Origin of the sequence: Peribacillus sp. FSL H8-0477 (genome assembly GCF_038002765.1) — a bacterium.
GTDB lineage: Bacteria > Bacillota > Bacilli > Bacillales > DSM-1321 > Peribacillus.
Window position 1 is genome coordinate 126,996 of record NZ_JBBODE010000001.1, and the last position, 22,186, is coordinate 149,181.

Annotated in this window: 21 protein-coding genes; 2 read left to right on the forward strand and 19 right to left on the reverse strand. The window is 39.6% G+C overall.

Annotated features, from left to right (window positions below; genetic code table 11):
- Positions 1 to 36 precede the first annotated feature (36 nt).
- The 3 genes from MHI18_RS00610 to MHI18_RS00620 all read right to left on the reverse strand — a co-directional run bounded on the left by MHI18_RS00610 (position 37) and on the right by MHI18_RS00620 (position 3,104).
- Entirely contained in the window at positions 37 to 909 is an 873-nt protein-coding gene (locus tag MHI18_RS00610; RefSeq protein ID WP_340845463.1) for an NAD-dependent epimerase/dehydratase family protein, read from the reverse strand.
- A gap of 27 nt (positions 910 to 936) precedes the next feature.
- Positions 937 to 1,731 carry a GNAT family N-acetyltransferase gene (locus MHI18_RS00615; RefSeq protein WP_340845464.1) on the reverse strand — a complete coding sequence of 265 codons (795 nt, stop codon included), beginning with the start codon at positions 1,729 to 1,731 and terminating at the stop codon, positions 937 to 939.
- A 509-nt stretch (positions 1,732 to 2,240) separates the two neighbouring features.
- A complete protein-coding gene (locus tag MHI18_RS00620) occupies positions 2,241 to 3,104 on the reverse strand; it encodes an AraC family transcriptional regulator (RefSeq protein ID WP_340845465.1) in 864 nt (287 codons plus the stop codon).
- Positions 3,105 to 3,422: 318 nt separating this feature from the next.
- On the opposite strand from MHI18_RS00620, the gene MHI18_RS00625 reads away from it, so the two are divergent.
- Complete coding sequence (locus tag MHI18_RS00625) at positions 3,423 to 4,790, forward strand: vWA domain-containing protein (RefSeq protein WP_340845466.1); 1,368 nt, start codon at positions 3,423 to 3,425, stop codon at positions 4,788 to 4,790.
- 50 nt (positions 4,791 to 4,840) lie between these two features.
- On the opposite strand, the gene MHI18_RS00630 is transcribed toward MHI18_RS00625, so the two are convergent.
- From MHI18_RS00630 to MHI18_RS00685, 12 genes are all read right to left on the reverse strand, one after another.
- Positions 4,841 to 6,352, reverse strand: a complete 1,512-nt coding sequence (locus MHI18_RS00630; protein ID WP_340845467.1) for a GH39 family glycosyl hydrolase — start codon at positions 6,350 to 6,352, stop codon at positions 4,841 to 4,843.
- 20 nt (positions 6,353 to 6,372) lie between these two features.
- Complete coding sequence (locus MHI18_RS00635) at positions 6,373 to 8,406, reverse strand: alpha-glucuronidase family glycosyl hydrolase (RefSeq protein WP_340845468.1); 2,034 nt, start codon at positions 8,404 to 8,406, stop codon at positions 6,373 to 6,375.
- 17 nt (positions 8,407 to 8,423) lie between these two features.
- Positions 8,424 to 9,269, reverse strand: coding sequence for an SDR family oxidoreductase (locus tag MHI18_RS00640; RefSeq protein WP_340845469.1), 846 nt, complete (start codon positions 9,267 to 9,269; stop codon positions 8,424 to 8,426).
- Positions 9,253 to 10,368, reverse strand: coding sequence for a mannonate dehydratase (uxuA, locus tag MHI18_RS00645; RefSeq protein ID WP_340845470.1), 1,116 nt, complete (start codon positions 10,366 to 10,368; stop codon positions 9,253 to 9,255). Before uxuA ends, MHI18_RS00640 begins: the two co-directional genes overlap by 17 nt.
- 29 nt (positions 10,369 to 10,397) lie before the next feature.
- Positions 10,398 to 11,090, reverse strand: a complete 693-nt coding sequence (locus MHI18_RS00650; RefSeq protein WP_340845471.1) for a GntR family transcriptional regulator — start codon at positions 11,088 to 11,090, stop codon at positions 10,398 to 10,400.
- Positions 11,091 to 11,119: 29 nt separating this feature from the next.
- Positions 11,120 to 11,914 (reverse strand): Nif3-like dinuclear metal center hexameric protein, encoded by a 795-nt coding sequence (locus tag MHI18_RS00655; RefSeq protein ID WP_340845472.1) that lies wholly within the window; start codon positions 11,912 to 11,914, stop codon positions 11,120 to 11,122.
- Between the two features lie 14 nt (positions 11,915 to 11,928).
- Entirely contained in the window at positions 11,929 to 13,938 is a 2,010-nt protein-coding gene (locus MHI18_RS00660) for a beta-galactosidase (RefSeq protein ID WP_340845473.1), read from the reverse strand.
- A gap of 1 nt (position 13,939) precedes the next feature.
- Positions 13,940 to 14,638 carry a DUF624 domain-containing protein gene (locus MHI18_RS00665; RefSeq protein ID WP_340845474.1) on the reverse strand — a complete coding sequence of 233 codons (699 nt, stop codon included), beginning with the start codon at positions 14,636 to 14,638 and terminating at the stop codon, positions 13,940 to 13,942.
- Between the two features lie 77 nt (positions 14,639 to 14,715).
- A complete protein-coding gene (locus MHI18_RS00670) occupies positions 14,716 to 16,335 on the reverse strand; it encodes an ABC transporter substrate-binding protein (protein WP_340845475.1) in 1,620 nt (539 codons plus the stop codon).
- Between the two features lie 30 nt (positions 16,336 to 16,365).
- Positions 16,366 to 17,235, reverse strand: coding sequence for a carbohydrate ABC transporter permease (locus MHI18_RS00675; protein ID WP_340845476.1), 870 nt, complete (start codon positions 17,233 to 17,235; stop codon positions 16,366 to 16,368).
- Positions 17,236 to 17,247: 12 nt separating this feature from the next.
- Positions 17,248 to 18,180 carry an ABC transporter permease gene (locus MHI18_RS00680; RefSeq protein ID WP_340845477.1) on the reverse strand — a complete coding sequence of 311 codons (933 nt, stop codon included), beginning with the start codon at positions 18,178 to 18,180 and terminating at the stop codon, positions 17,248 to 17,250.
- 64 nt (positions 18,181 to 18,244) lie between these two features.
- Positions 18,245 to 19,864, reverse strand: a complete 1,620-nt coding sequence (locus tag MHI18_RS00685) for a glycoside hydrolase family 43 protein (RefSeq protein WP_340845478.1) — start codon at positions 19,862 to 19,864, stop codon at positions 18,245 to 18,247.
- Positions 19,865 to 20,086: 222 nt separating this feature from the next.
- Here MHI18_RS00685 and MHI18_RS00690 point away from each other — a divergent pair, with 222 nt between their 5' ends.
- A complete protein-coding gene (locus MHI18_RS00690; protein WP_340845479.1) occupies positions 20,087 to 20,296 on the forward strand; it encodes a gamma-type small acid-soluble spore protein in 210 nt (69 codons plus the stop codon).
- Here MHI18_RS00690 and MHI18_RS00695 read toward each other — a convergent pair.
- From MHI18_RS00695 to MHI18_RS00710, 4 genes are all read right to left on the reverse strand, one after another.
- On the reverse strand, positions 20,293 to 20,685 hold the full coding sequence (locus tag MHI18_RS00695) for an MFS transporter permease (RefSeq protein ID WP_340845480.1): 393 nt from the start codon (positions 20,683 to 20,685) through the stop codon (positions 20,293 to 20,295). The genes MHI18_RS00690 and MHI18_RS00695 overlap by 4 nt on opposite strands.
- A 161-nt stretch (positions 20,686 to 20,846) precedes the next feature.
- Complete coding sequence (locus tag MHI18_RS00700) at positions 20,847 to 21,032, reverse strand: hypothetical protein (protein WP_340845481.1); 186 nt, start codon at positions 21,030 to 21,032, stop codon at positions 20,847 to 20,849.
- A gap of 82 nt (positions 21,033 to 21,114) precedes the next feature.
- Positions 21,115 to 21,252 (reverse strand): hypothetical protein, encoded by a 138-nt coding sequence (locus MHI18_RS00705; protein ID WP_340845482.1) that lies wholly within the window; start codon positions 21,250 to 21,252, stop codon positions 21,115 to 21,117.
- A 427-nt stretch (positions 21,253 to 21,679) separates the two neighbouring features.
- Positions 21,680 to 22,186, reverse strand: coding sequence for a GNAT family N-acetyltransferase (locus tag MHI18_RS00710; RefSeq protein ID WP_340845483.1), 507 nt, complete (start codon positions 22,184 to 22,186; stop codon positions 21,680 to 21,682).

The window sequence follows — 22,186 nt, forward strand, 5'->3', positions numbered from 1 at the left end:
CTGAATTTCTCAGTTCTCTTTTGTCTGATCAACGGACTATTTTGCTATCTTTTCTACTAGGTCTGGCAGCCATGAAGACAATTCGCTAAATTCAAAGCCTGCTTTTTCTGCCTTTTCAGAGGTCATATACCAATCATTTGGTATGGCATAAGGAGACTTCTCTACTGTATTGTCTTCTTCCAGTGTGATGATTGCTTGTTTTCCAGTCGCTTGCTCCACTAATGACAGTAAATCACGTAAAGAGATTGACCCTTTTGCTGTCGCATTAAATGGACCTTCAATATCAGAAAACCCTGCCCACTCTAAGAATTCGGCTGCTTCGTCCGCTAGAATGAAGCTCATTTTAGCATCCAAATTGATAAATGCCATGCCTTCACCCTTTTTCACTTTTTCTGTATGGAAATGTAAACGACGTGTATAATCATCTTCCCCCATCACGATTGGAAAACGAACGGCCACAACAGGGAAAGAAGCATATTTAAAGAATACAGCTTCTGCCTGCCTCTTACCCTCGCCGTAAGAGAAGTCCTTTTGGTCTCCCATTTTAATATCATAATCGAACGGATTAAAATCCTCCTCCTGCTTGACGCTCCCATCTATTTCATATGTAGATAGGGTCGATGTGAAGATTAATTTCTGAGTCTTACCCTCCAATATCTCGCAGAGGACTTTAGCTTCATTAGGGGAATAACAAATATTATCATATACCAGATCCCATTGACCTTCTAATGCTCCACGAAATGCCGCTTCATCAAGACGATCCACTTTAATATGCGAAACGTGTGAATCAAATGGAACCTCACTTTTACCACGGGTAACAATGGTCACCTCATGACCAGCTTTAGTTAACCTCTCCACTAATTTTTTACCAAAAAACCGTGTTCCGCCTAATATTAAGATTTTCTTCATATCGCACATCCTCTTCTTTTTCAATCTTTACTCATATGTATACATCATCCAAAACCCAATATCTTCAAAACCAATTTGCTTATAGATGGCTCCAGCAGCTGGATTATCATAGAACAAACAAAGTTCTTTTTCTTCACTCAACAATTGACTGCATAGTTTTACCATACACTTAGTCGCATGACCCTTTTTCTTATAGTCTGTATGTGTCGCTACACTTACAACCATGGCTGATAAGGAGTTTTCTGCAGTGGTTGACGCGGTTGATACCATGATCCCGTCTTCTTTGATAAAGAATGTACGTGAAACGCCTTCTTCCAACACACGCTTCTTTCTTTCTACTGTCATCTTATTACCACTAAACTCAGGAATGGAATTTAATAAGCCAATCAATTCTTCCGAATCGTCAGGGACTGCTAGTTGTACATTTGAGACATCAACACCCTTTGAATCTGTCTTCAATGTCGTACACTTTGCATAGTAGGTCTGCCTTTTTCTTTTGGTTTTTTCTATTAAGTAGGGTTCGAATTTTTCTGTCACCTGTTTAAGACCTGACATCATTTTAAGACTAGGATCGTTTCGTAAAATCTCCGCAAATCCCTCAACATCAAAGTCACCAGGCGCATAAGGAATATAATTATCTTCGTATTTTAATAAGACAGCGATTAACGCCCCCGTATCATCAAACTCTCCCCAAAGCTTCTGAAACTCCTGCTCGTACCCATACGCCTCAATATCCCCTATGATAAAAAGGTTCTCCGCACGCTGGTTTTTAATAAGGTTAAAGCAAACTTCATGATCTGCACTCGTTAACCGTCTAATCATCATTCTCTCTCCTAATCTAATTATACGAATATTCTATAATATTACTGTAAAAATGAACCAATAGAAAGTTATTTACTATAATATGTCTTCTTTTCTATACAAACTGCCATGGTAATCAAAGGGGTTGATTATTTTAGAGATGACCTCTTTATTGGATCACTTGGATAATTCAGAAGATCTCTTTTGCGTTTTTATGTACTCCATTAAGATTCTAGTTCCTGCAATATTCAAGATTATACTTATTCCAAGTGAAACTGCCAATACTATAGCTGGCAAAGATACCGTTAATAATAAAAGTAAGAAAGTAATACCTATCAAGACAAAGATAAAACCCATATAAATTTGTTCAATACAATCTCTTCTTTCAATAATAGTTTAACAGAATTCACCAAATATATAGATTTCAATTTAAAATCTCTAAAATTCCATATATGATCAAATTTCAGATGTTCATAAAATTACAAGAAGACACGACCTCTCTGTGAAAAGTCGTGTCTTCTTCTTATTCTTTACTTAACTGGTATCCAAATTTCCGAGTAATAGTTTGAAGCGGCTGGATCGTCCTCAGGATAGACTTCCAGTTCAGGTGTTCCTGCATGTTTATAACCGCTTGTCGGGAACCATTCAGTGAAGATTTGCTGCCATGTTTTCTGCATTGCCTCAGGCATCGGGCCATGAACCTCGAAGACCACCCATTTGGAGGCAGGGATGGTTAAAGTAGAAAAGCCCTCTGGTAGCTTCCCTTGATGTTCGGCTGCAATCCAGTAATCAATTGCGTCCTGGTAACCATCTCCCCGCTTATCGACACATACCCCAAGGAGACCTTTGATTTGACCATTAATCAGTTTTTCAATTCGACCGCTCGTGCCATCAGCGTTCACTTGATCCCACAGAACTGGAATCCCTTTTAAATTCTCACCATTTTTCAATGAATACTCCCGCTTGATTCCTGTTACCGTAAAAGACTCTCTCTCCAACACATTGTATTTCATGGGTTCTGCCCCTTTCAATTTCACTTGGATAACCAAGCGTTCATAGAATGTCAGCCTTCCCATATACTTTCGCGCCTCGCTGGGATTCACCCCATGCTGACGTCGAAAAGCCTTTGAAAAAGCCTCGGGAGTGTCATAGCCATACTTGTACGCTAAATCGATCATCTTGCAATTGGTTTTGGATAACTCTTGAGCAGCCAATGTTAATCGCCGCCGCCGAATGTATTCCCCAATTGATGTATCTGTTAAGATTGAAAATGTCCGGTGAAAATGAAAAGCAGATGCATTCGCCTGCCGAGCAATTTCTTCAATCGAGAGATCCTCTAATAAATGCTCCTCCATATAGTCAATTGCTTTCATAATCGATTCAAGCCAACTCATATCACTCACCCCTTGTATCCATCCTACCAAGCATTACCTTCTAAATCCTGTCAGTTTCTGCTCTCTTGTGTCAGATTTTTCTCCACTTTAGCATGATTATTTCTGTCATTAATCCCGTCTAGCGATACCAGATTCCCGTCTGAACTTATGATAATCCCGTCTGGAACATGCTTATTCCCGTCTGGATTTATTTGGGGAGTTATTCCGCCAGAGACTGTCTAAATACGACATAATCTGCTCTTGTTACTTACCTTATGAATGGAAAATATTTAAATTTATATTTATACTATATTTTACCAAACATTATTGGAGGTAGTTATGAAAAAAAATGTCCTTTTACTTTTATTACTCTCTATTGTCTGTACGGCATGCTCTGATGAGAAAACAGAACCGGTGAAAAAACCGCAAGAAACGGCGGTTGCTACTAAAGAACCAATCTATGAAAAGAAGGAAATTGAGTATTATGATACAGATCAACTATCTAGGCCTTTAACCGAAGAAGAGAAAATATTTTTTCGAAAGCCTGGTTTGTACAGCGGGGAAAAGTATGATGAAGCATTAGTCAATAAACAGTTAGATACCCTTCCTATAGATTTAACAGCTGATGAATATTTTGATGAACTACTGTATCTTCTTGCAGAGGATTTTCATGAGGAAGTTGAAACATTTGTAAACTTTGATTCTACAGTAGCCGTTGATATTGAACGTCCGGATGAATCGATAGAAACACCTGATTTAAAACAAACCCATTATGCTATTTTAATTGATGCGAGCGGCAGCATGCGCGGAAAAGTCAGCGGAAAAGTGAAAATGGAAGCAGCTAAGTCCGCGGTTAAAGAATTCACAAAGAATATTCCAGAGAGCTCCACTCTGTCACTGACCGTGTACGGTCACAAGGGAACAAACCAAGAAAAAGATAAACCAATATCCTGTAAAGGGATTAAAACGATTTATAATGGACATTACCAGGAACAAGCCGTAACTAGTGAAATCGATCAGATTAAGCCAGCCGGCTGGACGCCTATCAGCGCTGCATTGACGAGTGTAGCAAAAGACATACCTGAAAATGCCGGTGATGTCGTCGTTTATGTAGTCAGCGATGGGATTGAAACATGCGGCGGGGATCCTGTAAAAGAAGCATCTCACTTGGCTGAAGCAACTATCAAAACAGTAGTGAACATTATTGGATTTGATGTCGACAATGAGGGTCAAAAACTTTTGAAAGAAGTGGCCGATGCAGGGAATGGGGAATTCACCTTTGTGAACTCCGAACAAGAACTGAAAAAATATATGCGTATACAATATGAAGAAATTCAAAAACGCTGGTTAGAATGGAAGGAAGCCGGGAAGAAAGAAGCATTACGAATCAAAGAGGAAAAGAAAAAACTTGCCATCGATACAAAAGAAAGGATGAAAGCTAAAAGCGAGCGAGAAAAGGAACGTTTGAAAGCCGCTCAAGCATACTTAAAAGAAAAATTTGAGAAGAAAGATCCAAATCATTCAATTCGCCATACCGATACTCTGATTACTTTCTACTCTAGAGCGAGCATGACGTATGCAGTAACTTCAGGCAACAATGCAAATACTGATTCTATCATTAACGGCAACAAGGTACTAAATGAGTTCATCAACGAAGGAAATCAAAAAATCAATGAAACCATTGATAAGAAAAATAACGGTGACTAAAGAGAAAGATGACTTCGGAATGCACCGAAGTCATCTTTTTCCTGAGAAAGTCAATTCGAATACGAAGTTATTAACGAATCATCTAAACCAAAATAAGTCTCTGTTTCATCGTTTACCGCCTGAATTTCGATCAAGGTAATTTCATTTTTTGTAAGAGTTAGGTTCAGCTCACACATTCCTCCGACTGTTTCCAGCCGCTCCGTACTTACTTTCGGATGCGCGGCTTCTTTTAACGTTGCGACCGATTGCTTATCAGGAAATCTCGGTCTCCCCATTTGTTTCCAGACCTTCCATGGATTCGCATGATTCTCATCCACCGTTTGTCGTTTAATAAATAGGTCAGCTGCCGTAACGGGAATGGAAAGGGTGAGTTCTCTCTCGTCCTTGTCCCCGCTTTCCATCACTTCATTCCAGGCAATTAAAGCTATTGATCCGTCTTTTTTTCTTGTCACGATCACCTGTTCATCGCGATATAACTGTTCTTCTCCTAATTGATTGAAAAAGGAAAATAAATGGAATGTCGGCTTAGGAATGGCGTTTAACGCGAGTAAGCCAAAGCCGCCATAAAATTGAGATTTCGGTACATCCACCTCTTCAAATACATCACTAAATGTCCAGTATGAAAAAGAATCGACATAGTCTCCGCCTTCACTAAGAATCCTTGCCAAATACGCTGCATTTAAGGGCGTATCATGTACCGGATTAATGGGGCTGTAGGAAGTGTTGTACTCCGTAATATGAAAGGGCAGATTTGGAAAAGCCGACTGATTAATCAATTCACGGACTGTTTTGAACTGGGTCAACATTTCTGTATTTTTTACTAAATCCTGATAATAGTAATCAGGCGTAACTTTTTTAGGAGGTTCGGACGTATAGGCATGTCTGCTGACGAAGTCGACGGGTACTTCTTCCCGCTCACAAAAATTCAGAAAATCGCTAATCCAGTAATCTGCCCCTCCACATATGGCAGGACCGCCAACTTGCAGATCAGGATGTACTTCCTTCACAGCTTTGGCCGTCACTTTATACAATTTAAAGTATTCGGCTTGATCTGCATCCTTCCAAAAGTTTACTAAGTTAGGCTCGTTCCAAACTTCAAACGGCCACTTTTTCACTTCCTCAATACCATATCTATCAATAAAATGAGACACAACCGCGACGATTAAATCCTTCCACTTTTGATAATCATTTGGGGGCGTCACATTCCCTTTCCAATAAAAAATGGTCTGATCACCTGAAGCCAGTAACTTGGGCATAAAGCCAAATTCGATAAACGGACGAATGCCGATGTCAAGATAGGCATCGAAAATCCGGTCAATATACGTAAAATTGTAAAAAGCTTTTACCTCTTCACCAACCTTCATTTCCCGGTAGATGCCAACATCATCAGAAAGGAGACCGTGTCCACGAATGTACTCAAAGCCAATTTTCTCCTTCGCGATTTTCAGGTGATCTAAATACTCCTGTTGGAGTGCAAGACCGAGTCTCCCCGTTCCCACACAGAACTTCCAATTTTTCTTAAAAACGCTTCCTTCTTTCGAATCGACGATTATGTTCTCCATACACAGTCCCTCTCCTTTCTTTAATAAATCGTTCGCTTATGCACATCATCAATGCCTGACTTTCGGTAAAAGTACGTATTTATGATATCTCTCCATTCCTTCGAATGCTCCACTTGAAAATCCAGTCTCTCTAATACTTCTTGATATGATTTTTCCTCTATCTTGCCTGCGAGCTGACTCCAGCGGTATTTCAGTTCCTCTGCTTGTTCAACCCCTTTAAAATGCGTGTCATAAATATGCTGAATGACTGTCTTTCCCGATTTAAGTGTATGGGTATACGGAACATGATGGAAAAACAACAATAGTTCGTCCGGACAACTTTCAAGAGATTCATAGATTTCGGTATTTTCCTTACCATACTGGCCGGTAAAACCTGTTCCACTACTTAGGGTCCGATTGACGCCGATTCCCTTGTGATCAGCAAAATGATACGTTCCCCATACGGAATATTCATACCCATCAACTGATGGACCAAAATGATGATTAATATTAACCATCCAACCGACACTAAGCGGGGCCGTATAATTTTCATAGATTTCACGTGAATCGGCTAACATCCGTGGAACTTGTTCAAGAACGTCTAGATCATCACCGAGTGTTTGAATGGTCCACTCGTTTGATATTTGCTCTTCGGTTAAGTCTGGATTCCAAATTAATCGTCCATAGCCATATAAATTGGCTTGCGCAAGCTTATGTCCTGTCCAGTTTGCATCATCCCCAATATTGGTTACTGCTGAAATACCGCTGTATGTATAGGGATAAAGAGAACCATCCACGACATGCTTAACAGCAGAGCCCTCTCCTTTTGCATAGGTATCAAAATCCAATACCTCTTTCCACTGCGGAACTAAATAGCAGAGATGTTTCTGCTGTCCCGTATATTCCTGCGTAATCTGAAACTCAAGGATTTGATTCGTTTTTGGCATCGCACCAAACAGCGGAGAAACGGGTTCCCTTACTTGAAAGTCCATCGGTCCATTCTTTATTTGCAAAATGACATTATCTAAGAACTCTCCATCCAGCGGTTTAAAATGATCGTAAGCAGCACGAGCTCGATCCGTTGTACGGTCGCGCCAATCCTGGTGACAATTGTACACAAAACATCGCCAAATCACGACTCCGCCAAACGTTTCCAAAGCTTTTGCTAACATATTCGCCCCATCAGCATGTGTTCGATTATAGGTAAAGGGACCAGGACGGTTTTCCGAATCAGCCTTCACAATAAATCCGCCAAAGTCTTCAATCCTTTGGTAAATTTCCTCCGCTTTTGTCCCCCACCACTTCCCGACTTCTTCATCGAGCGGATCGGCAGTATTTAGACCGCCAATAACCATTGGACTGGCGAAATTCACGCTTAGAAACGTCTTAATCCCATAGGCTCTAAAGGTGTCTGCAACGTTTGCCACCTCAGGCAGAAATTCATCTGTGATCAATTTCGTCTCTGTTTTAAATACATTTACATTATTAATTGAAATACCATTAATTCCGACAGATGCCATTAAACGGGCATACTCCTTAATCCGGTCATTATTTTCAATAAATTGATGATCTCGATAAAAAATCGACGCCCCGGCATAGCCCCGTTCAATGCTTCCGTCCATGTTATCCCAGTGGTTTATCATTCGCAGTTGTACTTTAGGATTTTCAACGATATCGAACGGGCTTTCTGTACCCATTTGTAACTCTCTAAGTAAATGAAAAACCCCATAAAGCAGGCCTTTATCTGTCTTACTAACCACAAATAGTTGTTCCTGCCCGTCGTGAATCAACGTTTTAATCAAGTACCCTTCCTCATTCAACTCCCGTTCAATTGCGCCTTTATCCAGTACATGAGGAAAAAACGGGTTCTGTATCGTTGTTAGGAACAGATGAGGTGTTTCCATTTTGTCAGGCAGTACTTCTGGAACCACACCATAAAGGGACCGTAATCCATTGACTAATTCCTCAACCGCGGATGTGATAAGTACCGATGTTTCCTGCACAACGATTGTTGAAAGAAAGGCTGGTGTTTTACTTCCAGGTTTGCTTTTATATTGGAGCCAACATTTATCCATCTCTACATTCCTCCTCTTCATACTCCTGAATAAGCCATAAATCCACCATCAACAGGAACGCTTATTCCTGTCACAAAGCCGCTCGCCTGATCATCAACCAGCCATAATAATGTGCCTAGTAAATCTTCTGGACTGCCTAACCTCCTCATTGGTGTATGCGCAAGTATTTTTTCTGTACGTTCTGTATTCGTTCCGTCCTCATTTTTCAAAAGAGCCTCATTTTGTTTGGTTAGAAAGAAACCTGGGGCTATCGCATTCACCCTAATGCCCGCTTCTGCCATATGTACGCTCAGCCACTTCGTGAAATTCTCAATCCCTGCTTTCGCTGCACTATAAGCCGGAACCTTCGTCATTGGACTTTTCGCACTCATCGAGGAAATATTAATGATTGTTCCTTGGTTCCCAATCATTCTTTTCGAAAAAATTTGAGTTGGGATAAATGTCCCGATGAAATTGAGATTATAGACAAATGAAAATCCCTCAAGCGTCAAGTCAAAAAATGTAGATAGCTGGCCATTCGTAAGATCCTCTTTTTCTACTATTTCCTTTGTTGTTACCCCATTGGGATGGTTTCCACCGGCACCATTAATCAATACATCACATCGCCCGTATTCGTTAAACACCATTTCCTCTGCCCGTTTCACACTTTCCACTTGAACCACATCACACTCAATCGCTATGGCTTGACCACCCTGTGTTAGAATCTCTTCCACCGTTTTCATGGCCTTTTCATAGGTGCGATTTAAAACAGCCACCTTCATCCCCTGTCTGGCAAGTTCTTTTGCCATACAACTGCATAGGACGCCGCCTCCGCCTGTTATAACCGCCACTTTTCCTTGAAGATTCTTATTGATTGGTAACATTTTCACTGCTCCTTTCTGCCTTCTCCTTTTCACTCCTTTGTTCAAGACTGTCCCATAAGCCGAGAATGTACATGATTCCCATTGCCCGATCATATAACCCATATCCCGGTCGTGCGACTTCTCCCCAAATCATCCGACCATGATCCGGGCGGAAATAGCCCTTGAAATCATAATCATGCAGTGCTTTTACAATTTCATAGAGATTAATTGATCCATCACTGCTGCGATGGGAAGATTCTTCAAAATCTCCATTTTCATAGATTTTCACATTCCGAATATGAACAAACGGAACCCGATCCCTTTTTAAAAAGTAGCGTAAAATTTCCGGGATATTGTTGTTAGGATTTGCTCCAAGCGAACCTGAGCAGATGGTCAGACTATTTGAAGGACTATCTACCATGTTCACAATTCGTTCTAAGTTTTCTTTATTCGTGACAATTCTCGGCAATCCAAAGACACTCCACGGTGGATCATCCGGATGTAACGCCATTCTAATATTCTCTTCTTCCGCAACAGGGATAATTTGTTCTAAGAAATAGCGGAGATTATCAAATAGATCTTCTTCTGATACCTGGCTATACAAATGAAAAAGCGATTTCAACTGACTTAAGCGTTCTGGCTCCCATCCAGGCAATGAAAATCCATTTGAGTCATTCTCCATTTGTTCCACGATTAGATCTGGATGACTATTTTCGATTTGTTCCTTAGAATAGGCGAGAACCGTTGAACCATCAGGGAGTTCCTTTGCCAAATCAGTTCGGGTCCAATCAAACACTGGCATAAAGTTATAGCAGATAACCTTTACGCCGGCTTTAGCCAAATTCCGAATCGTTTCTTGATAATTCAGAATATAAAGTTCGCGAGTTGGCAGACCGAGTTTAATATCTTCATGAATATTCACACTTTCAATGACATCTAAATGTAACCCTCGACTTGTAATTTCATTCTTTAACTCAAGAATGTTTTCAAGCGGCCAAACTTCTCCAACGGGTATGTCATATAAAGCACCAACGATTCCATTCATTCCTGGAATCTGTTTAATATGCTCTAGGGATACGCTATCATTTTGATGACCAAACCATCTGAAATTAACTTTCACGATCAACACTTCCTTCCTAATCTACCAGGTTAAATAAAATAATGCGGATAGGCTTTTCTTAATTCGTTCTGTTCAATGACCACTAAATTCAAGTGTTCTTCCATCATCTTACGTGCATGATCCACATCCTGGTTCAGAATCAGTCGATATATTTCATGATGCTGAGAGATAATAATTTCCCAGTTCAAGCTCGATGATAACCTAAGCAGACGCAGTCGATTGAAATGATTATTAAGCATTTGCAGCATTTCCCATGTACGAGCCTTTCCACAACTACTAAATAAAATTTGATGAAATTCTTCATCTAATTGAAAAAACTCTTCATCTAACTGTAAATTATGAAGGTTCTTTTTATCTGAACAGAGTCTCTGCATGGCTAAATTACTTTCCAGTTTAAACCGATCATCTTCCGCAAACTTGCTGCAGACAAGTGTGACAATCTCTTTTTCTATTTTCTCTCGGATAAAACGTCCCTCTTCTACATGTTGCAGATTAATTTTAGAAACCACTGTCCCGCTCTGCGGAATAATGTCTAAAAGCTCTTCTTGTGCTAACTTCATAAACGCCTCACGAATTGGTGTCCTGCTTACGTTTAATTCATCCGCCATTTCCTTTTCAGATATTTTAGTCCCAGGCTCAAGTTCTAACCGTAGTATTTTCTTTTTTAGTATGTTATAGGAGTAATCCCTTGTTGAACCACGAACATTCTGACGGGCTGTCACTCGTTTCCCTCCTCATGTACCACATAATTTCATATAATTTGAAAGGGCTGATCTTCAGCAATGGGATAAACCGGAATATGCGGGAACATTCCTGAGATCAAATCAGCCAAGTACCTCATGCCTGGTTTTTCACTTGCCGCATGGCCTAAAAGGATGAATGCTTTGTCTCTGCCTTGATAGCCTGCATCACGAACAAATTCTGGCGTTTCCCATTCAGGACCCTCCCCAGCAAGAATGACGTCCACATTTTCTTCCATGAATAGAGGGATTGCTGCTTCGCCCCCTCCCCTGTATCCGACCAATACGCCTACGCGTGAACAGATCATTGACAGATTCCCTGCTACTCGGACAAAGGGGGTATCCAATTTGATTTTCACATATTCACCAAGCTCACGAACGGTGAGCGGAGGGATGGAAAACACAGCGGAAGTTGGTTTGCTTTCCATTAAGTAAGACTCCCATTCTAAATCTTGAATGAATCCAGTCATAATTCCATCAGGCTGATATCGATGCCAATAATCATGGAATCGATAGATTGCCAGTCCAGATTCTTCAATCACCCTGCATTTTTTTTGGAAAACAGGATTATCTTTCAGAAACTCCGTATGGTTATGGTGACTATAAAAAGTTCCCTCATGGGTAATCACTAGATTAGCACCTAGCTCTTTCGCTCGCTGCAGCACATAATGAGAAGCCATAAATGTAACCACTATCCCCTTTACCTCTTGGTTAGAAAGCGCATTTGGCATAAGCACATCCACCGTATCATCAAGCTTTTGTACGGGTTTGGTTAACGTATTTATTACCTCCTGAATGGTTAGCATGCTGTCCCCCCAATTCAATTTTCAAAAATAAGGACGTCTTTTGAAGCCACTTTTACTTTTTCTCCTGCTTTATGGCTCTTCTTCGTTAGGAGGGAATAATAGTCTTCACCTAACACAATTTCTGTTTCCGCTTCTTGATGATTCATCACAAATACATACGTTTTATCACCCTTGTGCCGTTCCGTAATTTCGACACCATCTTCAGCTTCTATCGAACAAACAATTTGATGTTTATCAAGGATTTTCTTAAATAATTTTTCTAAAAAAGGAAGATCAGGCTGGCTGCCAAGATACCAGGCATCTCCTTTTCCAAACCTGTTTTTGGTAATGACCGGTGTCTGCGCATAAAACTCTTTTCCATACGCCGCCACTGCCTCTGCACCTTCTAGTTGAATCACATCAAAGATCAGCCGGCAATCATAGGTTCCTTTAAGGTCTCCGTCCTGAATACAAATTTCATTCGTAACCGTTGGTTCCAGCGTATCTGTTTCATCAATGCGAATGCCAAGCAGATTTTTTAATAACCCAGGCCGGTCCTCTAAGATTGCCTGATCATTTTCATCCACAATCCCGCTTAGATAGGTCGTAATAAAACTGCCTCCTCTTTCCACAAACCGCTCAATTTTTTGATGAAGCTGTTCCTTCATCATATGTAATAGAGGAGCAAGGACGACGTCGTATTGATCTAAGTCCTGGTCAATACTGATTACATCAATCGAAATATTGTGTTTATACAACCCTTGATAGTAATGGATCATAGTTTGCTGGTAACTAAGGTGACGTGTGGGACCATCCGATAATTCAACTGCCCACCAGCTATCCCAATCAAATAGCAGAGCAACTTTTGCCTTCGTTCGAGCACCGACTACCGCATCACCCAACAATGTGAGCTCTTGACCTAATTGTTTTACTTCTTTAAATACCCGTGTATCATTTCGCCCGCCATGATTGATAATGGCTCCGTGATATTTTTCAGAAGCTCCCTTAGAGTGACGCATTTGGAAAAACAAGACTGAATCTGAACCATGGGCCACTGCCTGATAACTCCATAATCGCATAACTCCCGGCCGCTTCACTGGGTTGACATCTCTGCAAGCCGTGGTGCTTGGTGTTTGCTCCATCAGCCAAAATGGCTGCCCTTGTTTCAATCCTCTCATGAGGTCATGAGTTAACGCCATTCTTGCCTGAGATTGCATGGTTGGCGGATAATTATCCCAGGAGATGATATCCAGATGTTTTGCCCATTTAAAATAATCCAGGGTCTTATATAAGCCCATCATGTTTGTTGTGACGGGTAGATCAGGCGTTATTTCTTTCAAGTGTTTCTTTTCTCCAATGAAATTTGCGAGCATACTATCCGAGTTAAATCGCAGATAATCCAAGCTGATACCTTGAAAGGCTGTGACATTTTCTCTTCCATAGTGTTCACTCAGCGCATTCGGGACGACAATCTCATCCCAATCATAAAAATGATGAGACCAAAAAGTTGTATACCAAGCCTCGTTTAGCTTTTCAATTGTTTTATATTTCGCTTGCAGCCAATTACGGAATGCCTTGGCGCATAAATCACAATAACAAATCCCTCCATATTCATTATTAATATGCCAGGCAATGATGTTGTCATATTTCCCATATCTCTCAGCCATTTTTCTAGCCATTGCTTGAGAATACTGTTGATAAACCGGACTATTTGGACAAGAATTATGACGTTGGCCGAAAGTATGTTTTCTTCCCTCAAAATCCACTCGCGTTACTTCAGGATACTTCTTTGCCATCCAAGCTGGATGTGCCGCCGTTCCAGTTGCCAGACAAACCTTTTTCTTTTCTGCATGAAGGCGTTCCATGATTTCATCCATGATAGAAAAGTCATAGGTATCCTCTCCGCTTTGAATAAGGGCCCACGTAAATACCCCAACCGTGACCGTATCAATATGTGCTTCTTCGAAAAGATTCATATCTTCTGTCCAAATATCACGCGGCCATTGTTCGGGATTATAATCCCCGCCAAACAATATTTTTTCCATCTTATTGCCTCCCTGTCTGTATAGCTTGACTGGTTTTCAAGAAATTACTTTCAATATCATTTAACATCCCTTTAGCATTTACTATCAGCAGATAGGCAACGATACTGGAAATAAACAGGATAAGAAAATTCGTTGTCAGTACGGTAAGGACACCTACTAGAAAAATAATGAACATACCGCCAATCGTATTTTTGAATTTATTAAAACTATAGTAGACTGCAAGCTTATAGATATCTCGTATTCTAAATTTAAATCGCGTATTAATAGCGAGGATATTCATAGTCAACGTGGCTCCAATGATCATTAGAAGAAGCATAACATTGGCAAGGATTTGGTTCGATCCCTGTAAATATTGAAAATCAACGAGTAAAATAAAGAACACGCTGAGGATTGGAATCCATAGTAAAAGGGTATCTTTCAGATTCTTTTTATATCCTTCAAAAAAATCTTTCGTTGGAGATAACTCTTTCGTTCTAATTAATTTTTCCATTGAATAATATAAAGCGCTAATGGCAGGTCCTGTTGGAATCAATGCTAGAAAATATAAGATAATATTTGAAAATGATTGCTGCAAAGTCATAAAGAAAAAAAGAAAGATACTATTCGCTAGAATAAAATAGATATTACTAAGAAACAACCAGTAGATATAGTTCGTTATGGTATACAATATGCCTTGACCGAATTCTTGTTTTGACTCCATTAATCTCCACTCCTGTCTTATTCCAAAAACATTATGTAAATCAAGCTGCCCGCCAAAAAGGCAGCTTGATTCATTATTTACTTTTTGCTGTCTTTATACGTTTTATTGGCTAATTCTAGATACTGATCTAACCCTTGAGAATGTAATTCTTCTACATATTTATCGAATTCACTTAAATCACGATCACCGATAATAAATTGCAGTGTATTTTGGTCAGTGAAATCTTTTAATGGCGTACTAAGCAGCGTCACTCGTTCCTTGTCTTCAATTGAGTATGGAATAGGTGGTTCAGCCGGAAGTACAGTTTTTACTTTTTTCATATCTTCTTGGAACTTAATTTCTTCTTCAGCCATCATCGATTGTAGAAGATCAGTTGTTCCACCGTAAGCAAATACTCCTCCAGAGAACCCATAATCAATACGTAAATCCTTTGTTCCTGCTGGATTTAATCCATTGTAATTAACACCTTCAGCTAATTTTCTTACGCCATCTGTTTTCGTATAGGTCGTACCTTCTACGCCCCATTTAGAGAATTCTAATCCTTCATCACTGTAATATAACCAGTCAATAAATTGGAGAATCGCTTCGAAATTCTCGCTTTCTTTTGCTTTAGATGAAATCATGACACCATTCTCTAAACGAGATCCAGACATCAGCTGTCCTGCTGGTCCTCCTGGAACGGTAATTTTGGCTACCGAGTATTTCCCTTTCCCAATTAGTTTGTCCATATCTGTACGGTGAAGCACAACGGTCTGCGAATTACCGTTGATAAAAAATGATTTTCCTGAAACAAATTTTTGCACAGCTTGTTCATCATCTTGCGTAAAGCTTTCTTTATCCAATAAACCTTCTGAGACTAATTTATTAAAATAAGTGAGCATTTCTTTATACTCATCTTTTGTGGAGACATACTCGAATTTATCTTCCGATTCATTATATTTCAAACCGGATCCAAATCCCCAGCCGCCTTTTGTGCCAAAACTAGTTGCTGCGATATTAAGGGTACTATTAAACTGAAACCGATCAGAAAATGGTGTAACATCGGGATAGATTTCTTTTAACTCCTTCATCACTTCATACAGTTCATCCCATGTTGTCGGTATATCCAGCTTATTTTTTTCGAGTATATCTGTTCTGACAAGAAGGGTATAATCCGGCCAAACTTCCTCATGCAGGCCAGGCAGGACATAGAATTTTCCATCGTTCTGACGAAGGGCTTCTAATTCGGGTTCCATGTTCCATTTTTCCACTTTCTCTTTAAAGTGAGGCATTTTATCCATATAATCACTTACTGGAAGAATCGCTCCGGAAGAAACAAATGGAGCTTCTTCACCAGGATATGTTTTCGGAATAATTAATGGAGATTTTCCTGAACTAATTAACAAACTCCTTTTCTGCGGATAATCACTCATTGGTATAATGGTAGGTTTCAACGATACATTTGTTTTTTCCTTTACTTGATCCCAAAACAACCAATCCTTCTTATATGGATAGGTAGGCTGATCAGAATACATGATTGACAGTTCCATTGGCTCCTCTGCTTTGAATGTATCACCCACTGCATAAGACTTCATAGCCCCTTTTTTCGTTTCTCCGTCAGCTTCACCTGAAGACTTCTTGTCATCTGAGCATCCAACTAGTACCAACATAAATAGGGTAAGTAAACTAAACGCACCTAACCACTTTTTCACTTTCACTTTCTTTCCCCCTTACTACAATTTGTTTTATTACTTAACAGATCCCAGCATGATTCCCGATACAAAATACTTTTGTACAAAAGGATACACGACCAAAATAGGTAAAATGGTCAATACCATCGTGACGGATTTAATATTTGCTGAAATCTGAGTTAAGCTGTCAGCGGATGTTGCTCCTGCACCAAGCCCTCCAGTAGCACCTGAAATCATATTTCTAAGATAAATAGTGACTGGGAATAATTCTTTTTGATCTAAGTATAAAAAGGCACTAAACCATGAATTCCAGTAAGAAACTGCGTAAAAAAGGATCATAGTAGCCATAACCGCCTTACTTAGCGGTAAAATAATTTTCCAAAGGATCCCATAGGTGCCTAATCCATCAATGGAGGCTGCTTCCTCTAATTCCTCTGGAACATTTTCAAAGAATGATTTCATGATCAGCATATTATAAATACTAATGGCACCAGGAATAACAATGGCCCACATGGTATTGCCAAATCCCAAACTATTAATCAATACATAGTTAGGAATTAATCCGCCATTAAAAAACATGGTAAAGACTGCAAATAGAGTTAAAAATCTACGCCCTTTCAATCTTCTTTTCGATAAAGCGTAGGCGAACATCGTCGTTAAAATCATCGATATCGTCGTTCCAACAATTGTATAGACAACGGTGTTTTTATAATTGATCCAGAACATCTTATCGCTGATGACTGTTTTATACGTATCAATATTGAACCCTTGAGGATATAAGGTAACCTGCCCTGCATTAATACTCGTCTCATCACTAAACGACTGAGCAATGACATTAACAAAAGGATAAAGCGTGCAAAAAATGATTAAGAGTAAAACAATTACATTAAATACTTTGAAAATTTTATATTCTACGGATTCTTTCATCGATATTCCCCCTTACCACAAACTTCTATCGGTCATTTTTCTTGAAAGCGTATTAGCTGATAAAACGAGAACCAACCCAATGATGGATTCAAATAATCCGATGGCCGTTGCATAGCTAAAATTATTTGCTTCAAGTCCAACACGATATAAGTAGGTTGATATGACGTCTGATTTATCGTAGTTAAGAGGATTATAGATTAAGAGAATTTTTTCAAAACCAACTGCCATAAAGGAGCCGATATTTAAGATAAGCAAGGTAATAATGGTCGGTAAGATCCCAGGAATGGTTATATGAATGGTTTGCTTCCAGCGATTTGCTCCGTCAATTTTCGCCGCTTCATATAAAGTTTCATCAATAGTTGTTAAAGCAGCTAAATATAAAATGGCTCCCCATCCGAGTCCCTGCCAGATTTCTGAAGTAATATAAATGGTTCTGAACCATTCTGCTTTTTGCATAAAACCGATACGCTCTCCTGTGAAAAATTCAACAATAAAGTTAATGGTCCCGTTAGAGGCTGTTAACTGTAGAATCATTCCCGCAATGATGACGATAGACAGAAAGTGAGGAAGATACGATGCGGTCTGAACAAATTTCTTAAATTTTTTCGATTTTAATTCATTTAATAATAAGGCGAAGATAATCGGCATAGGGAAACAAAATAACAAGGTCAACCCGCCTAAAGTAAGTGTGTTCGTAAACACTTTCCAGAAAGTCGGATCCTGAATGAAAATCTTAAAGTAATGAAGACCTACCCATTCTTCTCCGAAAATACTGCCTCCAGGCATAAATCGTCTAAATGCAATCACATTTCCCAACATTGGACCATATTTAAAGATTAACAAATAGATAATGGGCAAGATCAGCAGCGAATACAACTGCCAATCTTTTACTATTCGTTTGAACTTTCTTGATGTTTCTAGTTTTTTTACTTTTTTCGTTTCCATTTTGAGTTCCTGTCTAATCGCCGCCACTATAGCCCTTGCCTCCTCTTCTCAATAGTTGAAGCTGTTATTCAATTTCCTCATAATTGAAATAATCAAAGTCTGCATGAAGTCTTCTTCCTGATGTATCTTGGCAGTGCATACCGACAAACGCCCCTGTAAAAAAACCACCATGAGTAATATAATCATCGGAGAGTTTATAAGATTCAAATGGTTCGGAAAGATGAGTCCAATCACTGCCATCAAATGAATACATGAACTGGAAAGTCTCTTTTCGTACTTCCACCTTTAAATAAAGCGCTTTCAAATCATCCGGTAACGGGACTTCTTTTCCGGCTAACGGAAAACTCGATGCAACTCGATCATATACCATTAAATCAAGGATTCGTCCTTTTTCTTCATTCCATGTAACATGAGCGTATACCCAGTTTTTTGTATTGTAGTAGCAAAGTAACCCTGCCATTTGCTGAAAGGATTCTGGATTGAACTCTACCTTCGTTTCCGCATCAAAGTAAAAGCTTTGCCAACGCCGAGCCACATGAGCTTGTGTGAATACTGAGTGCAATGACTCTCTACCGTATAAGCGCAAATATCCAGGTCGTTCTGTCAGCGAACCGATTTCTTCATTAAATGGAATCCGCAGTGTTTGAAAATGGTGATTTAAAACAGTTGAATTGAAATCATCTTTTGTATCAAAGTCTTTTTCCCATTTTTCTTCAAGAAGATTTGGACTTTCTACTTCCCATGAAGGTGTGTTTCCACCAATTACATATGGCCAGTTATCCCGCCATTCAAGCGCTTGAATCGCTGTTTCCCTTCCCAGCGGACAATACCCTCTTTCATACACCGGTTTCTCTTTTCTAATCGGCCGTCCAGTTAAGTGGACTAAGTACCACTCGCCATTTTGTGTTTCCACTATCGATGCATGTCCAGCTTTTTGTAATGGGTTTTGAGGATCAGTCCACGTTGTAATGAGTGGATTTTCTGGATGCACCTCATAGGGACCATTCAAGTTTTTTGAACGTGCGATTGTGGCTGCATGCTCATATTTTGTCCCGCCTTCAGCCGTTAATAAATAATAATAGTCGTTTATAAAATACAGATGCGGCGCTTCCGTTAATCCCCAGTCTGTTCCCTTAAATATAATTTCCGGCTTTCCAATCAACTTCTTCTCCGCATGACTATATTCTTGCAGGACAATTCCATAGAAACGATGATTATACCCTCGTTGATCCCAGACCATATTTACTAAATATTTTCGGCCGTCCACATCATGAAACAGTGAAGGATCAAAACCAGAGCTGTTTAAATAAATGGGTTCACTCCATTCACCATCTATTTCATCACACGTGACTAAATAATTATGCCCATCCTTCCAAGTGTTCCCATCCACAACTTTGATATCTGAATAAATCAACCAAAACCGCCCATCTGAATAACTCAAACAAGGCGCCCAAACACCACCTGAATCAGGATTTCCCAACATGTTCAACTGACTAACACGATTCAACGGCCTGCTGATCAAATGCCAATTTTTCAAATCCCGAGAATGATGAATCTGTACCCCCGGAAACCACTCAAATGTTGAAACAGCTATGTAATAATCATCCCCCACTCGGCAAATACTTGGATCCGGATTAAACCCTTTTAAGATCGGATTCTGAATCAAAAATAATCCCTCCTTCATTTATAAAGCGCTTACATTAAAGGTAAAAAAATTTTATAAAAGTAGAAATACCATACTAGTATGGTAGTTACCTATATAATAATCAAAATTTTACCAATTAGCAATACTTTTTTCAGAAAATTCCAACAGGAAGCTGAATAACTCAGCTCCCTCTTATAAGGTTATAATTGTTAGAAGTAGTTTTACACAAATAACAAATAATAAAACTAAAGGAGTGAAAACATGAGAGAAAATGACAAACAAACCGAAGATACATTCACAGTCGCTGGTACGAATATTGATGCCGTTAAAAGACAAAACGAACGATCAGGGATGTCATATAAAGAAGTACAAGAATTACTAGCCAGAACCACTGGCGGACATGGAACAGCAATCTATAGTGACACCAATATAGAAAAGGTGAAAGAACAAAACCAACAATCAACAGACTAACTGCTGGAAACAGCGCTCTTCTTTTTTAGTCTATTCATCAGATAACTAAAGAAGGGTGTCATAAAGAGAACGCCTAACACCATAATAATAATGCTAGGAATTATATACTCGGTATCCATACTAAACAATACTTTATTTCTAAACCATGATTGAAAAGGCAAACCAAACCCAAGCAGCACCGCAAAGAATACAATCTTAATCAGCCAGCTCTTCCCTTTCATTTTTTTAATCGAGCTGTTCACAAACACACGCAATAGAGCTAATCCCAAACCAACAGCAAAGAAAATCGGTAAATACACCTTCACATCATCATTGACTACAAACGCCCAAGCCATCATTCCAACAGCCATTAAAAGCGATACTAGCATAACAATATAAGACTTTTTCACAACAATCACCCTTCCTATTTGGCAATCAACACACTGTTGATTGGTATACACTCATTCTAAGTACTTATAAAAACCAAAGCAATAAACAACACAACCCCATCTGTTCAGTCACTCTATTCCGGATCGATGTGATTCACACATTATTCCCGCCTGGCGTCATTCTATGCCACCAGAAATCCCCCCCACTCAAACCTTGTGGGGGTATTCCTTTCGTATTTTGCCAATTTCAGGATATTCCCGTCTGTTGATGCTGTATTCACGTCTGGTACATGCTTAATCCCGTCTACGAACCACGTATTCCCGTCTAGATCCCTCATATTCCCGTCTGGCAGCTTCAATATACCCATGAGGGTATCTCATTGAACCTGGTTTTTTTAAAATGAGTCGCTTTCTTTGTTCCCGCTCAAACCTTGTGGGGGGTATTCCTTGCTAAAAATGACGGTTTGACTGGATATTCCCGTCTGCGGATGCTGTATTCCCGTCTGGTACATGCTTAATCCCGTCTACGAACCACTTATTCCCGTCTAGACCCCGCATATTCCCGTCTGGCAGCTTCAATATACCCATGAGGGTATCTCATTGAACAAGTTTTTTGAAAATGAGTCGCTTTCTTTGTTCCCGCTCAAACCTTGTGGAGGTATTCCTTGCTAAAAATGACGGTTTGACTGGATATTCCCGTTTGGTACGTGCTTAATCCCGTCTACGATCCACTTATTCCCGTCTAGACCCCGCATATTCCCGTCTGGCAGCTTCAATATACCCATGAGGGTATCTCATTGAACTGGTGGTTTGAAAATGAGTCGCTTTCTTTAATCCCGCTCAAACCTTGTGGGGGTATTCCTTGCTAAAAATGACGGTTTGACTGGATAATCCCGTTTGGTACGTGCTTAATCCCGTCTGCGAAACACGTATTCCCGTCTAGACCTCGCATAACAAAAACCCCATTTTGATTAAAATGGAGTTTGTCTTTCTACCTTAATGAAATTGGGCAAACTTACTGTTGACTCACGAACTCTTGTATTATTCTTTTTCCATCTTCTATTCGTTCAGTATATTGTCCTCCTGTGTATTCCTTAATAACGTTTCGCCAAAACAATTGTGCTGTTTCATTGTTTTTCATTTGAAAAACTCGCCAATTCCCTTTATGTATATGAAGTATTTCTTTAGCGACTGATTTGCCTACACCTATTCTTCGATACATTTTCATAATAAAGAATTCAGCGATGGAAAAATAGACTCCCGTTTCTGCTTCTATCCTTTTTACTAAGACGAAGCCTGCATATTTTCCATTGATCCTAATTAAATAAGCGAAATGATTATTTTCTGTCCAATAATCGTTTAAGGGATACTCACTGAATCTCCCATTTTCTTCAACGTGTGCGTCAATAAACTCTGAAAAATCGTAGATGTAAAATTGTAGTAAGTTCGAAATTGTTTCCTTATTATCGATAGTCGCTTTACTAATTTCGTAGATCATCGGCAGCACCTTCTCCCCATACAT

What these genes read in the sequence shown, in the direction of transcription:
- MHI18_RS00610 (WP_340845463.1), bottom strand. Translation starts at nt 909, where the DNA reads ATGAAGAAAATCTTAATATTAGGCGGAACACGGTTTTTTGGTAAAAAA.
- MHI18_RS00615 (WP_340845464.1), bottom strand. Translation starts at nt 1,731, where the DNA reads ATGATTAGACGGTTAACGAGTGCAGATCATGAAGTTTGCTTTAACCTT.
- MHI18_RS00620 (WP_340845465.1), bottom strand. Translation starts at nt 3,104, where the DNA reads ATGAGTTGGCTTGAATCGATTATGAAAGCAATTGACTATATGGAGGAG.
- MHI18_RS00625 (WP_340845466.1), top strand. Translation starts at nt 3,423, where the DNA reads ATGAAAAAAAATGTCCTTTTACTTTTATTACTCTCTATTGTCTGTACG.
- MHI18_RS00630 (WP_340845467.1), bottom strand. Translation starts at nt 6,352, where the DNA reads ATGGAGAACATAATCGTCGATTCGAAAGAAGGAAGCGTTTTTAAGAAA.
- MHI18_RS00635 (WP_340845468.1), bottom strand. Translation starts at nt 8,406, where the DNA reads ATGGATAAATGTTGGCTCCAATATAAAAGCAAACCTGGAAGTAAAACA.
- MHI18_RS00640 (WP_340845469.1), bottom strand. Translation starts at nt 9,269, where the DNA reads ATGTTACCAATCAATAAGAATCTTCAAGGAAAAGTGGCGGTTATAACA.
- MHI18_RS00655 (WP_340845472.1), bottom strand. Translation starts at nt 11,914, where the DNA reads ATGCTAACCATTCAGGAGGTAATAAATACGTTAACCAAACCCGTACAA.
- MHI18_RS00660 (WP_340845473.1), bottom strand. Translation starts at nt 13,938, where the DNA reads ATGGAAAAAATATTGTTTGGCGGGGATTATAATCCCGAACAATGGCCG.
- MHI18_RS00665 (WP_340845474.1), bottom strand. Translation starts at nt 14,638, where the DNA reads ATGGAGTCAAAACAAGAATTCGGTCAAGGCATATTGTATACCATAACG.
- MHI18_RS00675 (WP_340845476.1), bottom strand. Translation starts at nt 17,235, where the DNA reads ATGAAAGAATCCGTAGAATATAAAATTTTCAAAGTATTTAATGTAATT.
- MHI18_RS00680 (WP_340845477.1), bottom strand. Translation starts at nt 18,180, where the DNA reads ATGGAAACGAAAAAAGTAAAAAAACTAGAAACATCAAGAAAGTTCAAA.
- MHI18_RS00685 (WP_340845478.1), bottom strand. Translation starts at nt 19,864, where the DNA reads ATGAAGGAGGGATTATTTTTGATTCAGAATCCGATCTTAAAAGGGTTT.
- MHI18_RS00690 (WP_340845479.1), top strand. Translation starts at nt 20,087, where the DNA reads ATGAGAGAAAATGACAAACAAACCGAAGATACATTCACAGTCGCTGGT.
- MHI18_RS00700 (WP_340845481.1), bottom strand. Translation starts at nt 21,032, where the DNA reads ATGGGTATATTGAAGCTGCCAGACGGGAATATGAGGGATCTAGACGGG.
- MHI18_RS00705 (WP_340845482.1), bottom strand. Translation starts at nt 21,252, where the DNA reads ATGGGTATATTGAAGCTGCCAGACGGGAATATGCGGGGTCTAGACGGG.
- MHI18_RS00710 (WP_340845483.1), bottom strand. Translation starts at nt 22,186, where the DNA reads ATGTATGGGGAGAAGGTGCTGCCGATGATCTACGAAATTAGTAAAGCG.